Below are 15,776 nucleotides of genomic sequence, written 5' to 3' on the forward strand. Positions count from 1 at the left end.
CATGAAAGCGCTTCATAACGACGCACAAACTGTTTCACCTGCCTGCCGTATCGCAGTTTACATGCCGGGTTCAACTTCTCTGTTTTCCACAGGCGCTGCTGAAGCGCCTTTTTCAGCTGTAAATCAGCTGCTGGGTGAAGAAAAATATCAGTTGCTCTGGTTGTCTCACCCCTGTCAGCCGACGGATGAAAGGCTCCGGCTGCCCGGACCTGACATTCTGGATGACTTTGAATGCGATTTGCTGATGATTGTTTCCCATACCGCGCCGGAGCAGCCTTTGCTGACTGCAGAAAAAATCAAACTGCAGCATCTGGTTCAAAAACGGAATGTACAAATCATTGCGGCTCATGCCGGGCCTTTCTGGCTGGCTGAATGTGATTTAGTCACCAGTCAACCCGTTGCGTTGCACTGGTCTCTGATGGAGAGTTTCAGCGAGCGGTTTCCTGCTTTGATAGTGTCGGATCATCTGTATACCACAAAGGATCAGGTGACCACCTGTGCAGGGCAGGCGGCCTTACTGGACTGTTTAATTCAGTGGATTGAAAACCGTGAAGGTCATGAGCTGGCCTATGCGATCTCAGATTTGCTCTGTCTGGACCGCATCCGTTCAGCGGATGAGCGTCAGCGAATACCGGCGAAGCATGCCGGTGAAACGCAGCCCCGGTTGACCATGGCGATTGAACTGATGGAAAATAACATCGAAGAGCCGTTATCAACCGGTGAGATCGCCAGTCTGGTCAATATCTCCCGCAGGCAGCTGGAGCGGCTTTTCAAGCGTTATCTCGATACCATGCCTGCCCGTTATTATCTGCAGCTCCGTTTAAAAAAAGCCCGTCAGCTGCTGTTAACTACCAACACTTCCATTGTTCAAATTGGCCTGCATTGCGGCTTTTCCAGTGGCGCGCATTTCTCCAGTGCTTACAAATCTTATTACCAGATTACACCGCGGGAAGAACGTTCAAAAAAGTTTCATCCTGATCGGGTTTAATCATTTTGTCCCGGGTTTATTGCTTTTCATGTTAGTCCGAATGGTGAAAAGTTATAAATATCCGTCGGATTTATGTAATTTTTGTGGTCTTAATTCTTATAACCTGTCTGTGCATTCGTGGTTTTGTCAGGAAGAACAAAATCAGTCATGGATTTCTGGTGTAAAGAAAAGACGACAACCGAAAATGGATCTTAACGATGATTATTCTACGTCCGGCCCGGCAGGGCGATATTCAGCAGATTGAACAGCTGGCACATGACAGCGGCACTCAGGTCAGTACATTACCGGCAGAGCGTTCTTTTCTGGTTGAGAAAGTCAGTCACTCGCTTGATTCATTCCGGCAGGAAGTTTTATCTCCCGGTGAAGAGAGCTACTTCTTTGTGTTGGAAGAAACAGTGACAGGGCAAATCCTTGGCACAGGCGGTATTGTCGCTCTGGCCGGTTTTCAGGAACCTTTCTATGCATTCCGCAATGATATTCTGATCCACTCATCCAGAGCCTTAAAGATTCACAGCCGGATTCATGCACTGACACTGACTCATGATTTGAGTGATCATTCCCAGTTATGCTCTTTCTATGTTGTTCCAGCCCTCAGAGATTCCTTTTATCCGGCTCTGGTGACACTGGGACGCCTGATGTTTATGTCGGTACAGAAAGAACGCTTTGCGGAAGACTGGATGGCGGTGTTGCCCGGTATTGAAGATGCGTCAGGCCGGGCGCCATTCTGGGATCATGTCGGGCGTAAATTCTTCCGTCTGCCTTATCACGAAGTTGAACATTATAACAGCACGTTGGATCGCACCTTTATCGCAGAGCTGATGCCGCATCATCCTCTGTATGTCCCTTTGATCAATGAAGAAGCTCAGGCAGTGATGGGACAAGTTCATCCGGAGAGTGAATTGCAGTACCGGTTGTTATTTGATCAGGGGTTTGAAGCCGATAAATATGTGGAAATTTTTGATGCCGGACCCATTCTGACGGCCAGAAAAAGTACGCTTAACCTTTGGCAGAATATTCATCAGTGCAAGATAAAAACCAAAGCTTTAGCCAAAACTTGTCAGTATTTGATTGGCATGACAACAAAAGAACAGGAATTTCAGGCAGCGATTATTGATGCCTGGCAGGACGGGAAGACGTTATTCGTCAGTGATGCGACGCTTGTCAATACACTTGGATTAGAGACAGATCAATCAGTCTGGTGTTTACCGCTGGATCCACAGCATTCATAACGCACCAGATTTAATCAGGGATTAGTGAAAATGATGATAATTCGTCCGGTCATTCATGATGACCTGGCTGCGCTGAAGGAGCTGGCAGCCAAAACCGGTGTAGGTTTTACTTCTTTACAGGATAATGAAGAGCAGCTTCGTGCGCGGGTTGAGCGTATGATTGATACCTGGCAGGGAAAACTGCCGTTATCGGAGCAGGGCTATCTGTTTGTTCTGGAAGATACAGAAACAGAGAAAGTGGTTGGTATTTGCGGGATTGAAGCCGCTATCGGGCTGAATGAAGCCTGGTATAACTACCGTGTTGGTACACTGGTTCATGCTTCAAAAGCGCTGGATATTTACAGCCAGATGCCGACGCTGTTCCTCAGTAATGATCACACAGGTCATAGTGAACTCTGTACTTTATTTCTTGATCCGTCTTACCGGCATAATAAAAACGGGCAGTTGCTTTCTAAGAGCCGCTTTTTGTTTCTGGCCACTTTCCCGGACCGTTTTGGCAGCAAACTGATTGCGGAAATGCGAGGTGTTTCCGACCAGCAGGGTTACTCGCCGCTCTGGGAAAGTCTGGGGCGTCATTTCTTCTCGATGGATTTTGCACAGGCAGATTATCTGACCGGCATCGGCCAGAAATCGTTTATTGCCGAGCTGATGCCTAAACACCCGCTGTATGTTGATTTTCTCAGTGAAGATGCGAAAGCCGTTATTGGCCAGGTGCATCCGGATACCGTGCCGGCCCGGAAGATTCTGGAAGCAGAAGGGATGCGCTATGAAGGGTATGTTGACATCTTTGATGGCGGCCCGACTGTTGAAGCCTATATTCAGGATTTGCGCATAGTTCGCGAAATCAGAAGCTGGCCGGTTGAAATCGTTGAGAATTCATCAGGTTCAGCCAATACTTTTTATTTGATAGGAAATGAAAGTTTTAGCGATTACCGGGTGATTTCCGGTACGCCTGAGTTTTCAGAAACTCATATCCGCTTAACCCGCCATCAGGCCAGGCAGTTACAAGTCTGCGCTGGTGAGACGGTACGTGCGGTCACACTTTTTGCACAGGAGGCAGCCTCATGATTCAGTCCGGTTTATATATCAATGGTGAATGGCGCAACGGCCGGGGCGATGTATTTGAAAAGCGGGATCCGTCGACTGATGAACTGATCTGGACTGCGGCGGAAGCCAGCGGTGAAGATGTGTCTGAAGCGATTCAGGCCGCCCGTCAGGCGTTTCGGTGCTGGTCCGGGACGGATCTGGAAACCCGGCTGGAGCTGGTCAATTGTTTTGCCGAAAATCTGGCTGAGGCCAAAGAAGAACTGGCGGCGGTGATTGCCACAGAAACAGGCAAACCGCGCTGGGAAGCATTGACAGAAGTCCAGGCCATGATGAATAAAGTCAAAATTTCGGTCGATGCTTATCATGAGCGTACCGGGCATAAAGTGACTTTAACGGGAGACGGGCAAGCCGTATTACGTCATCGTCCTCATGGGGTGCTGGCGGTTTTCGGTCCGTATAACTTCCCTGGCCATTTGCCAAATGGTCATATGATTCCGGCTTTACTGGCCGGAAACTGTATTGTTTTCAAACCGAGTGAGCTGACGCCGTGGACTGCTCAGATGACGATGGAAATCTGGCAGAGATCCGGTTTACCGGCAGGCGTGATCAATCTGGTTCAGGGCGGGAAATCAACCGGTATTGCGCTTTCAGCCCACGCTAATATTGACGGGCTGTTGTTTACGGGCAGCGCCGGTACGGGTTATCAGTTGCACCGTCAGCTGGCCGGACAGCCGGAGAAAATTCTGGCGCTGGAGATGGGCGGAAACAACGCGCTGATTGTTGAATCATTCAAAGATGTGGATGCCGCTGTGAATCTGATTATCCAGTCCGCGTTTATTTCTGCCGGACAGCGTTGTACCTGTGCCCGGCGTTTACTGGTGAAAAATGGCCCTGCCGGTGAGCAACTACTGCAACGGCTGGTTGAAGTTGCCGCTGGTATCCGGGTTGGTCGCTGGGATGACGAGCCCGCACCATTTATGGGGCCGGTAATCTCTGATGATGCAGCCAGCCGGATGTTACATGCACAAAGTGCCTTACTGGCTGCTGGTGCACAGGGATTACTGCCAATGACCCGGCCGGAAGAGCGTGTCGCATTTCTCACTCCGGGCATTCTGGATGTTTCAAATGTGCGTATGTTACCGGACGAAGAGTATTTCGGGCCGCTGCTGAGCGTGATGCACTACGACACGCTCGAAGAAGCAATTGAGCTGGCAAACCAGACCCGCTTCGGGCTGGCGACCGGGCTGATATCAACAGATCGTGCCGATTATGAACAGGTACTGGCGAGTGCCCGCTCCGGGATTGTGAACTGGAATAAACCGCTGACCGGCGCGTCCAGTCAGGCACCGTTTGGCGGTATAGGTGCATCCGGAAATCATCGTCCGAGTGCTTATTATGCGGCTGACTACTGTTCGTGGCCAATGGCATCTCTGGAAACAGAACAGCTCGTCATGCCGGAGACAACGTCTCCCGGCCTGCAGTTTTAACCGGTCTGTTATTCAGACACAAGGAGAGAGAAATGTCAGCATTTGAAGTCAACTTTGATGGTTTGGTCGGCTTAACACATAACTATGCCGGATTATCATTTGGCAATGTCGCATCCCAATCCCATCAAAACGAAACTGCGAACCCGAAACTGGCAGCGTTGCAGGGATTAACCAAGATGAAAGCTCTGGCGGATATGGGATACCATCAGGGGGTTCTTCCGCCTCACGAGCGGCCGTGCATCACCACCCTCAGACAGCTGGGTTTTTCCGGAAGTGATGCTGATATTGTAGCAAAGGCAGCCAGAGAAGCGCCCCGTCTGCTGGCGATGACCAGCTCGGCTTCTTCGATGTGGGTTGCGAATGCTGCAACGGTTTCTCCTTCCGCCGATACGCTTGATAGCCGGGTACATTTCACGCCGGCCAACCTGAATAATAAGTTGCACCGGGCGATTGAAGCAGAGACAACCGGACGAATCCTGCAACAGATTTTTTCCGATTCCCGGCACTTTGTGCATCATGCGCCTTTACCGCAACATGCGTCACTGGGTGATGAAGGTGCTGCAAACCATAACCGGTTATGTGCCGGTTACGGGCAGCCGGGCGTTGAAATGTTTGTTTATGGCTGTCGCTCCGGTGACGGGCAGAATCGCCCGGCGTTGTATCCGGCGCGGCAGACTTATGAAGCCAGTGAATCAGTGATGCGCTTACATCAGCTTCATCCGGATAAAACTGTGTTTGTACAGCAAAATCCGGCGGTGATTGATCAGGGTGTTTTCCACAATGATGTGATTGCGGTCAGCAATGGTCCGGTGTTGTTTTACCATCAGGAGGCCTTTTTGAACCAAAAAGCGGCTTTTGACGAAATGACAACGAAACTGGCTGAAGTCGATTGCCTGTTTAGTGCGGTTGAGGTGCCATCCCGTCTGGTTTCGGTGGACGATGCGGTGAAAACCTATCTGTTTAACAGTCAGTTACTGATGAAAGATGACGGTAAAATGATGTTGGTTGTACCGCAGGAAGCCCGTGAACATCCGGGTGTCTGGGCTTATTTGTCCTCCCTCATTGCGCAGGGTGACATCATCAATGAAGTCAAAGTTTTTGATTTGCGTGAGAGTATGAGAAACGGCGGCGGCCCGGCTTGTCTGCGCCTGCGTGTGGTATTGAATCAGACTGAATTGAATGCAACCAACCCGAACGTAATTTTAACCGATTCTCTTTATCATGAACTGACACAATGGGTTGAAAAACATTACCGGGACCGGTTGGCTGAATCTGATCTGGCTGATCCGCAGTTATTGCAGGAATGTAGAACCGCGCTGGATGAGCTGACTCAGATCATGAATTTAGGCGCTGTCTATCCGTTCCAGCGTTAGCGTTAAGGATCGCGGAGATGAAACAATGAGTTCGTATTTATCTGAGGTATTAGAAAACAGACAGCCGGCTGCTTTGACCGGAGACAATCAGTATCTGAGCTGGAAGCAGGTGGCTGAAGGGGTGTTGCTGTTTGAACCGCATCACCCGGCGGAACACCATGTGATTTTATCTGCCGGTGTTCACGGGAATGAAACCGCGCCGGTTGAGATTTTGTGTCGTCATGTTGATGCGTTGCTGGCCGGGGAAATGGCCCTGAATGTGCGGTTACTGGTTATTCTGGGTAATCTGGCGGCGATGCGGCAAAATCAGCGGTTCATTGACGTGGACCTGAACCGTTTATTCAGTGAAAAACATCTTGATTATGATGTCGGTGAAGACACCCGCCGGGCGGTGCTTTTGGAACAATGTACGGGCGATTTTTATACCGGTACCGTACTTTCAGCCCGTTTTCACCTGGATTTGCATACGGCAATCCGTGGATCTCATTATCTCCGGTTTGGCGTGCTGCCTGTACTGAATGACACAACGGTCCGGTCGGGTTTTTTTGACCGGCTGCTGGGCATGGGGCTGGAAGCACTGGTTGTTAATCCGGTGCCCGGCGGTACGTTCAGCTATTTCACGGCGAATGTTCATGGTGCCCAAAGCTGTACTCTGGAGCTGGGTAAAGCCAGACCTTTTGGTACCAATGATCTGACGCAGTTTCAGGCGGCAGATGAGGGGGTGGCGGATCTGATTTGTGGCCGGAATGACTTATCTTCACCCCGCCCGCCGGCGAAAATTTACCGGGTTTCTCAGGAGCTGAAAAAGTACTCTGAAAATTTTTATTTCCCGGAAATTGGTGACGATGTGAAGAACTTTACCCGTTTCCCACAGGGGACGGTGATTGCCCGGGATGGTGATGTTGAATACCGGGTTGAACATGCGTTCGAGTGGCTGATTTTTCCCAATGCCAATGTACGTAACGGATTACGCGCGGGCATCATGCTGGAAGAAACAGAACTGGATGCTTTCACCCGCCGATAATTCACAGGCAGATTCCGCTCCCGGCATCTGCTCTGTGGTTATGGTTTGAGCAACAGGGACAGCAGAGATAAAAACCCGGCCAGAGAAATGGGCAGTAAAGCAAATGCGTAGCCAATATAAGCCGGGAACTTTGCTTTAACTTTCAATGCTTTTTTAGCGGCCATGGCTTTGTGCAGGCGGTAAGTGCCGAAAAAAGAGACGGCCACCCACAGCGCGATGGTCAGGTAAATTGCGGCGGTGTTGCCATTATGGATGACGGCCGTCGCTGCGTATAAAAAGCCAAAGTGCAGTGCGACGAGATTGCTCAGAATTTTATTGGGGGCAGAGGGTTGCATAATTTCTCACTGAGTTAGATAACTAACGTATTTTAATCACTGACTTGATACTAAATCGGATGCTTAAAATAAGGCACGAAAAAAATGTAACGCCGGGATGATAATATGAAGTCAGTTCAGCTTTTACCTGATTTTCGCCGGGCAGTCTATCCCGGCGACGGGTAAAACAAATTATTTTTCGTTTGAAATCATGATGAATCCGGAAATTACAATACTGTTTCCAGTTCTCTGAGTGCCTGCGGCCATTCTCCCGGCCAGACGTATTTATCTTTTAATATTTTTGAACTGTAATGCAGGCAAATATCTGTGGCGAGACCCGGATAACGTTGCTGCATGGCACTGAATAGCTCATCGCCACTGTGTGCTGCCCTGGCGACGGTTTCAAATGTTTTTATATACTGACGGGTAAAATCAATGGCATCCGGAGAGACTCTGCCGGCATCCGGGGCGTGGCCGGGAACGACAATTTCCGGGTTCAGGGCTTCCAGCCTGTCGAGCACATCCAGCCAGTCTTGTCGCAATTCGGGTGTTTTGTCATCGGCAATCCACACATGGGCCTGATTGAAGACGGTGTCAGCAGCGACAAGGGTTTTGATGCAGGGAATCCACAGGGCGGACTGTCCGTCCGAGTCACCGCGAAGCGGGCCGAGAATTTCCAGCCTTTGTCCTTCCAGCATGATAAGCGGTTCTTCAATTAGTTCTACGGCTACTTTTTCTTTTGGACCATTGCTCCCCAGTACTTCTGTCCCCCAATAGTTGATTTTAAAATCATAAGCATCGTTGACGAACTCTCCGCACCCTTTTAAAGAAATGATTTGTGCATCGGGAAATGCCCGGTGCAGCACCGCAGTGCCCAGAAAGTGATCCGGGTGAAAATGAGTAATATAAATCGTTTGTAACTGACATCCGGTTTCCAGAATCTCCGCAACCAGCCGATGGGCGTTTGCCAGCGTAAATTGTGTATCGATAACGACAGCATTCTTCTGCCCGTAGACAATGGTTGAATTGACACTAAAGCCATCGTGTTGATCGCCGCCATTGAAGATTTTGATATTGAGTGGGGAAAGAGAAATGATGTGATTGGAAGGCATAGATATATCCTTGGTGATGACAAAAATAATATGCATTTTAACTCATAAAAAGAGAATGGCTATCATTTTCCGGGGGATTGTTCTGTATCGATGATTTACTGTCCATTTTGCTCAACCTGTCACCCGGGGTATCTATGAAACACTGTTTTATAATGTTATTATCCGCTGCCGTTATTCACATCTGAACCCTGTATCTTCAGGTTGTTTGGGTATATACAAGGAATGTTTTATGAATCTTTTAAGGCTGGGGATCCTGTTGGGAATTGGTTTTATCATTTTTCTGATTCCTGCCGTATTTATTATTTATCTGGTTGTGCTTGGTTTTACCATAGCCGAGCAGGTGGAAGTTGTCAGTGATGTCCGGTTTCAGGATCCGCAGTTTGAACAATGTGTCAAACAACAGGAGCAGACACATCTGGACCAGATTCGGGTATTGATCTGTAATGAAATGAACATTCAGTCAGTGGCTGAGATCAAATACATGCCGGCCCTGACAGAGCTACAGGTGCTGCATAACCAGATTGAATCGGTCGATACAAGCCACTCGCCTGCATTAGAAAGACTGGTGATCGCGCATAATCAGCTGAAAGCCGTGGATGTGTCCGGTAATCCTCAGCTCCGGTTTCTGAATGTGTCAGACAATCAGCTGACTCATCTGGATGTTAGTCACAATCCGTTGCTCGAAAGTCTTTATGCTTACCAGACTTCTCTGAACCATCTGGATGTTTCCGGACTGCCTGAACTGGAAAATCTGGGGGTCAGCAGGCATCAGTTTACAACACTCGATGTTGCTCATAATCCCGGACTGCATTTACTCAACCTGTCTGTCGGAACCCTCCGGGAAATCGACTTATCTCATAACCCGGCGCTGACGCATTTGTATCTGAGCTCAAATCAGCTGAAAGCACTGGATGTCAGCCATAATCCACAACTGGAAGTCATGAATATCAGAGATAATCAACTTTCAGCGCTCGATATCACACAGAACCGGGAATTGCGCGAGCTCAAGGCAGAATACAACCAGCTGGTCCGGATTGATTTCCGGCAGAACCCTGAGTTAGTCGCGCTTTCCCTGAATAATAATCGCCTGACCGATCTGGATTTATCCACTCAGTCTCAACTGACAAAGCTGACCGTATTTAATAATCCTTTGAAACAGATTGATTTATATGACGAAGCCACACTGAAACTGTTATCGCTCGAAGGCACCCCGCTTGCGTCTTCAGATGCTTTTGCTGAGACAGTGAAGAAAAACATCTCTTCTCAGCTGGCGCCGAGAGTCAGTATTCTGGAGGCGGGTCTGATTAACCGCAAAGGCAGTCAGTATACGGTTACCCCGGCAGTGCAGGTGAGGCCGCATGTCGGCCAGTATATCGGGTTTCGTTATGCGGTTGTTCTACCCGGTGATCAAAACAGGGGCGCAGTATTGAATCAATCTCAGTTTCCGGTCACGGTGAGGATGAAACATCCGGAGATTATTGACCCGCAGACCGGTAAAGGGTTCCGGGTATCAAGCTGGGCAGATACAATGTTCCGCCATTCAAAGAATCTGGCGCTCTGGTATTTTGAAGATCAAAGAGAGGTGGTCAGCGGAAAATGGACGCTGGAGATACTTTACCGGGATGCTGTGATTGCCCGTCAAACATTTACGCTCATGGGGGATTAAAAACTGACGGGTAAAAAATATCCATGCCGGTTATGGCATGGATATTCATGATCATCTGAAGGATGATTCAGAGCGAATGACTGAATCAATTTGCTCCGGATTAATAGTTCACCGGGTTATCGATCCGGTTCCAGAAACAGACTTTCTTGTTGCTCCGGGTATCTGTCATGTAAGCATAGCTACAGCTGTCATCATAACTGTAACGGCCGGTATGGATTTTATAAGGCCCGAATGTCATGCCATCAACGGAGTGATAGACGCCATTTTTTAAGACTGAGAAGTGCATATGTGGCCCGGTAGAGCTGCCGCCAGAGCATAACGCCTGAGATTTGTTGCTGGCATAAATCCCCAGAACCGTATTCTGTTTGACATACTGGCCATTGGTGACCTGAATGTTGTCCATATGGTAGTAGTTCGTTGCCCAGCCATTGGAGTTAGTGACCCTGACTTCGCATTTTGAAAGCACGCTGACGGTGCCCGCATTCGCTGCTGCAACGTCATAAGTCGTTGCGCCCCACTGAGGCCAGTCATAAGAGACATCAAATGAAGAAAGCGGGTAGCCGGAACCTGTATATGAGTGAGGACCGTTTGGTACCCAGTTATAACCACGGCGCCACGGCATTTGCATAAAGCCTTCTTCCGGCAGTTTTGATGAAGAAGCCCGCAGCAGACTTGTGCTCAGCAGAGATGTGCCATCTGTCTCTCCAAACCATTCCTGATACTGTTTCTGCCACTGTTTCCAGTCACTGTATTTGGTTAATTCATTCACTAAAGCCAGTGTGGATGGCGTATAAGAAGCCAGCTCATAATCACCGCTGCGGTAGCTGTAGAAATATTGTGATAAGTGATTGGTCAGGTGGGTGATTTTTTCTTGATACAGTTTTTTTTCAGCAAGGCTTGGTGTTTTGGAGCCCGGCCAGTCTTCAGTGACGGCCAGAGTCGTGATGACAATCCGGGGATCAACACTGGTAATCCCTGCCCAGTGAGTCAGAGATTCCGATAAGAACTCCCACTGAGGCGCATGTTGTTCAAAGAAGCTTTGTATATCAAACGGGCGCTTGACCGGACGGAAAACAAATTGACTTTCGCTGACCAGACGGTGGGGAACGCTCTGCTCAGCCAGCTGTTCTGCCTTGACTGTTGGCGTATCTACGTGTGTATAAAACGAATGGGCAGACACAGCGGAGATGCTGCTGCCGATTAAAAGTGCGAGAGCCAGACTGATCGATTTTTTTTCGAGCATAATTTTTTCCTGCTATTTATTATTTAATATTTAAACAACCATGAAGGTTGTATTTTTGTTGTGATATTTGTCTTATATGAATGGGTATCATATCAGGCGAATTTAAAAATACTACTATAGTTTTTAAATTTTAAAATGATTCATTTTATAAAAATCGGCAAATAGTAATTTTTAACATAATATAATCTTTGTCCGGGTAATAATTATAATGAAATATCTTATCTGTTCTATGGGGCTAAGCATCAAATTTTTAAATGAAATATATAAAAATTTATTTGAGTATTTATTCTAAATAAATACGGCTGGACTTTTAGTGCGAATAAAATAAATAAAATGATAATTTTTATCTAAAATACATGTAGTTAATGTTTTGTGTTGGTGTGCGGTTAAATCAGGGTGAATCCAGATTGTTACCCGGCGGTATTTTAATTTTCGGTACCGGTTTCATAGTGTTTTATTCCGAATTGATCGCTGGTTTGAGATATTTTACTTATACCTGCTGAGAAGGTGAATTAGTGATTTGGTGTTTTATATTATATTTTAACTATTCTGTTTTTCTCTGAGTTTTCTTTATTTTGATAGTTTTAACGATATATTTTCCGGAGAGGGCTCAATTCGTTTGTGCTGATTTGTGCTGGTATATCTGGCGCGGTTTTATGCGGGGTTTGTCATCCTCCTTTGACTGCCGAAATGACTGACAGTAATAAAGGAGGATGAACACTGGCGGATACTTTTGGGTCAACAGAGCTTAGTGTGTCTCTGGTTGTCCGGGGATATTCATGTAGTATTTTGCCGGATTACCGGGCTCGATGAGCACAGTCAGCTCGTCAGTGATGATATCAGTCGGGTCAAACCAGAGATTTTCACTTTTAAACACATGCAGCTGACTGGTTTGAGGGTTCTGCCATTGCGCAATGATGACATAAGGATGACGTCCGTTCAGCTCAAGAGACGTATTCATCTCAACCTGCTGAAAGCGTGCGGTCACCGGGGTGCCATGCTGTTTGAGATAGTTTTTTTTCCGGTTACCGAAGAGGCTGAAGATGAAAAATCCAACTCCGGTTAAAAAGAACAGTCCGCCCAGGATGCCGAAAATCAGCGGCCCGAGCCACAGGTGGAAAAAGCTGTAAATTTCTGCATGTTCAGGAAGATCCGGCCGGTAAACGACTTCTACGTTTTCTCCGCGGGAAAAAGAGGGCGGATTACTGCCGGTTGATGATTTAAATTCGATCATTTCGCCTTCAGTGGTTTGAAAAGAAACCACCGGATAATAAGTGCCGTCGCTGATAAACGCGATGACTGTACCGTCTGTCCGGACTGAATGATTGAGAAAGCTTTGCTGCTGATGAAACAAAAAAGCTGCCAGAGCAAGGAAGACAAGCCCGAATGCCATAAAAGCGAGTTTGAAAATAGATGAAGGTTTCATAATGACTGAGAACTCCGGGTGAAAAATAAACATTAATGAAATGGGTCAGAAGACCCTGAGGCGGCGGCAGTCTATTGAGTTGGTTGATAATAAAAAAGATTGTATTCCATATATTGCGTGTTTATGTGAGGTCTGTTCCATAATGAATGGCAGATTTAAGTGATGAACTCTCTGATTTTCTTCCTTCCTGCAGAGTCAGCCATGACCGGCTGACTCACAGATGGAGATGATTGCTTTACCTTAAATACCGATTTATTTTTTCCTTCCAACCGTCAACTTGTGAACGTTTATCCTGAATAGTTTTCAGCAGGTCAACGGTCAGAAAGAAACCGATATCATCACTGCTGAAGTGATAGGTCGCACCAAGGGAATACATGTTATCGAGGTGAATCATCAATCCATGCCCGATGTCGCTGGTGCCAGCACGATCCGAGAAAGTCGAGACCGCTGAGATTCCACATGGTATGCCGATCCATCATGCATGGTCGTCGGTTTTGGCGAGTTTGATGAAGTCGCGAACCATTTTTACCAGATCAACGAAGTCGGAAAGTGAATTGGTTTGGGAGGCAAAATGAACGATACTTTGAGCATCCTGCATACGATCTGTGATTTGGGCATGGGCATTTCCGGCTTCAGTATGACTTACATTGAATGTCCCAACCGGCATAATCGCTTCTAAAAACCGGTAACTCACCGCAGGATCAATAATATATCCATGCAGGTCATGTGGGTTTAACGTATGAATCAGCATTTCCGTGGTGATGGGGTGGAACAGAGACTGAGCGATGGCGGAAGCAATCCAGCTTGCAGCAGGCGTTCCCCCGAACTCACAGATGCGTGCGACCGGATCATAGTGATGACTGACATTATAAAAAGTTTCTGTACAACCTTGTCCATCAGCTGATACCGGCCTGACTTTCAAAAATGACGCATATTCAGGCATGTTTTCAGGTTGAATGAAATTCGTATGAGAAAGGTTACTACTCTGGTGATTCAATGGTCCGGAGGATTCGCCGGTTGCTCACAACATCAGTTTCCGGCTCTCTTTAGCGGCGAGGTTTTGCGGGGCTCTCTCCATTGCCCGGTAAAAGATTTCCCGGTTGCCCTGCTCGCCGGAAGCGCGCAGAGTCAGGGCATGAATCGTCCAGTCCGAAGAGGTTTTTTCCATTTCAAACCGGTATCTGCCGGAGATTTGCCAGAATCCGTCACTGCCAATGAAATGGCTGGCCGTCACATCTGCTGTGACTGTCGCATGGTTTTCTGACTGTTCGATTTGGATACCTGACAAATTGTGCAGCGTATTATCAAAGCCCGGCTGCAAACCGGCCCACTGGCGTATCAGGGCCTTACGGTTGACTGTTGCCGGTTCGCCGCCAAAGACGGACGTGTAATCAATCACCACCTCTTCAGAGAACAGTCGCCCGAGATACGCGAAAGCACTCTGGTCTGCGAAGGTGGCAAAACTGTGTATGTTACTGATGATCCGGGCATGTTCTTTATTGCGTATACCGGCCGCTACTGACATGATGAATCCCCCGTTACCCCGACTTCCTGATAAAAGTATAGACAAGGTTTACGGGCACGGGCTGTGCGGGTATCGACGCAAACATGGTTCCGGTTGCTGTTTTATTCCAGTGGAATCAGGCTGCTGTTTTTTATTTCTTTAACGGAAACACTGGAGTGCAGAGCACTGACACCTTTGACCCGTCTCAGCTGGTGAATCCGTTCATAATACTCATCCAGATCCCGGGCAACCACCTGGACAATGTAATCGGCGCCACCGGCAATACAATGACACAAAGGTATCCACTCAGTGGATAACACGAATTGCTCGAAATAATCGGTGTTTTCCACTTCATGACTGCTCAGAGAAACCTGCGTAAAGCCGACCATCGTGAATCCAAGCCTTTTACGGTTCAATACTGCCGTGTAGCCCGTGATGAAGGCTTCATCTTCCAGCCTCTTCCAGCGTCTCCAGCAGGGTGTTTCACTTAAATTTACTTTTTCAGACAGCTTACTGTTGCTCATCCGTCCTTCATTCTGAATATACTTCAGTATGGCTAAATCCGTGTCATCAAGTGCATCCTGAGGGTTTTCTTTCTTTAACATGTTCCTTCCTGAAAAATTCTGCCTTTCATGGGCTTTATTTTAATGTAAAAAGCAATTTAATTCCTGCCAGCTTCCATAAAATATCTGGTTATCAAATTAACCCTGCGGAATATTCTGCGTTTTTAACTGAAGCTGGTGTTTATGGATACTCAGGTGGCTATCGCCTTCTTGTTCTTTTCTGTTTCTATGTCGTTGACTCCCGGAGCCGGCAATATCACGTTGCTGGGAATTTCAAACCGGTATGGTTTTTCAGCTGCTTTACCTTTTGTTGCCGGGACTGCATTTGGGGTGCTGGTTGTGTTCGGCGGTACGAGCGCCGGGTTGCTCAGTGTATTAACTGCCTTTCCTGGTGTGTACACAATCATTAAATATCTGGGGATGGCTTATCTGTTATATCTGGCATGGGGAATCAGCCGTTTCAGGGTTGAAGAGGAGACCCCGCAGCCCATGCCAGCGCACGGGGCAGGATTTATTGCCGGTACTTTAGTTCAGGTGCTGAACCCCAAAGCCTGGATTGCGGCAATCACGGCATTTTCCCAGTTTACTGACGTTTCTGGCAGCTATCTGATTCAGGTGATGACAATTATTACAGTCTTTGTGTTGAGTGTCATTTTGTGTACGCTGGTGTGGGCTTACTTTGGTGCGGCGCTGAAGCGTTTATTGCGTTCCCCGCAGCAGATGTTGCTGGTCAACCGTTGCCTTGGGGGAACTCTGGCACTGACGGTTGTGTTTATGCTTATTCAACCGGATTGATCAAT

The 15,776-nt window shown here is 47.7% G+C and carries 15 protein-coding genes; 8 read left to right on the forward strand and 7 right to left on the reverse strand.

From position 1 onward, the window contains the following. Position 1 precedes the first annotated feature (1 nt). From OC443_RS20115 to astE, 6 genes are all read left to right on the forward strand, one after another. Positions 2–988: a GlxA family transcriptional regulator gene (locus tag OC443_RS20115; protein ID WP_073583413.1), complete on the forward strand. Its 987-nt coding sequence runs from the start codon at positions 2–4 to the stop codon at positions 986–988. A 197-nt stretch (positions 989–1,185) separates the two neighbouring features. After that, on the forward strand, positions 1,186–2,217 hold the full coding sequence (locus OC443_RS20120; protein ID WP_073583412.1) for an arginine N-succinyltransferase: 1,032 nt from the start codon (positions 1,186–1,188) through the stop codon (positions 2,215–2,217). Positions 2,218–2,247: 30 nt separating this feature from the next. Continuing rightward, positions 2,248–3,285 (forward strand): arginine N-succinyltransferase, encoded by a 1,038-nt coding sequence (astA, locus tag OC443_RS20125; protein WP_073583411.1) that lies wholly within the window; start codon positions 2,248–2,250, stop codon positions 3,283–3,285. Further along, positions 3,282–4,751 (forward strand): succinylglutamate-semialdehyde dehydrogenase, encoded by a 1,470-nt coding sequence (gene astD, locus OC443_RS20130; RefSeq protein WP_073583410.1) that lies wholly within the window; start codon positions 3,282–3,284, stop codon positions 4,749–4,751. Before astA ends, astD begins: the two co-directional genes overlap by 4 nt. Before the next feature lie 32 nt (positions 4,752–4,783). Further along, positions 4,784–6,124 (forward strand): N-succinylarginine dihydrolase, encoded by a 1,341-nt coding sequence (gene astB, locus OC443_RS20135; RefSeq protein ID WP_073583409.1) that lies wholly within the window; start codon positions 4,784–4,786, stop codon positions 6,122–6,124. Positions 6,125–6,149: 25 nt separating this feature from the next. Further along, positions 6,150–7,148 carry a succinylglutamate desuccinylase gene (astE, locus tag OC443_RS20140; RefSeq protein WP_073583408.1) on the forward strand — a complete coding sequence of 333 codons (999 nt, stop codon included), beginning with the start codon at positions 6,150–6,152 and terminating at the stop codon, positions 7,146–7,148. A gap of 38 nt (positions 7,149–7,186) precedes the next feature. Here the strand turns inward: astE and OC443_RS20145 are convergent, their stop codons facing one another. Continuing rightward, entirely contained in the window at positions 7,187–7,483 is a 297-nt protein-coding gene (locus OC443_RS20145) for a hypothetical protein (RefSeq protein WP_073583407.1), read from the reverse strand. A 206-nt stretch (positions 7,484–7,689) separates the two neighbouring features. Then, positions 7,690–8,574, reverse strand: coding sequence for an MBL fold metallo-hydrolase (locus tag OC443_RS20150; RefSeq protein WP_073583725.1), 885 nt, complete (start codon positions 8,572–8,574; stop codon positions 7,690–7,692). A gap of 229 nt (positions 8,575–8,803) precedes the next feature. Between OC443_RS20150 and OC443_RS20155 the strand changes: the two genes are divergently transcribed. Continuing rightward, complete coding sequence (locus OC443_RS20155) at positions 8,804–10,240, forward strand: leucine-rich repeat domain-containing protein (protein ID WP_073583406.1); 1,437 nt, start codon at positions 8,804–8,806, stop codon at positions 10,238–10,240. A 100-nt stretch (positions 10,241–10,340) separates the two neighbouring features. Here the strand turns inward: OC443_RS20155 and OC443_RS20160 are convergent, their stop codons facing one another. The 5 genes from OC443_RS20160 to OC443_RS20180 all read right to left on the reverse strand — a co-directional run bounded on the left by OC443_RS20160 (position 10,341) and on the right by OC443_RS20180 (position 15,018). After that, a complete protein-coding gene (locus OC443_RS20160; protein WP_083601631.1) occupies positions 10,341–11,483 on the reverse strand; it encodes a M23 family metallopeptidase in 1,143 nt (380 codons plus the stop codon). Between the two features lie 748 nt (positions 11,484–12,231). Further along, on the reverse strand, positions 12,232–12,909 hold the full coding sequence (locus OC443_RS20165; protein WP_073583721.1) for a DUF3592 domain-containing protein: 678 nt from the start codon (positions 12,907–12,909) through the stop codon (positions 12,232–12,234). Between the two features lie 475 nt (positions 12,910–13,384). Further along, a complete protein-coding gene (locus OC443_RS20170) occupies positions 13,385–13,852 on the reverse strand; it encodes a hypothetical protein (RefSeq protein ID WP_073583405.1) in 468 nt (155 codons plus the stop codon). A gap of 78 nt (positions 13,853–13,930) precedes the next feature. Beyond that, complete coding sequence (locus OC443_RS20175; protein ID WP_073583404.1) at positions 13,931–14,434, reverse strand: nuclear transport factor 2 family protein; 504 nt, start codon at positions 14,432–14,434, stop codon at positions 13,931–13,933. Positions 14,435–14,535: 101 nt separating this feature from the next. Then, complete coding sequence (locus OC443_RS20180; RefSeq protein WP_073583403.1) at positions 14,536–15,018, reverse strand: Lrp/AsnC family transcriptional regulator; 483 nt, start codon at positions 15,016–15,018, stop codon at positions 14,536–14,538. A gap of 141 nt (positions 15,019–15,159) precedes the next feature. On the opposite strand from OC443_RS20180, the gene OC443_RS20185 reads away from it, so the two are divergent. Next, entirely contained in the window at positions 15,160–15,771 is a 612-nt protein-coding gene (locus tag OC443_RS20185) for a LysE family translocator (RefSeq protein ID WP_073583402.1), read from the forward strand. The last annotated feature ends 5 nt before the right edge of the window (positions 15,772–15,776 follow it).

The sequence above is a fragment of the Vibrio quintilis genome (assembly GCF_024529975.1).
Classification (GTDB): Bacteria; Pseudomonadota; Gammaproteobacteria; order Enterobacterales; family Vibrionaceae; genus Vibrio; species Vibrio quintilis.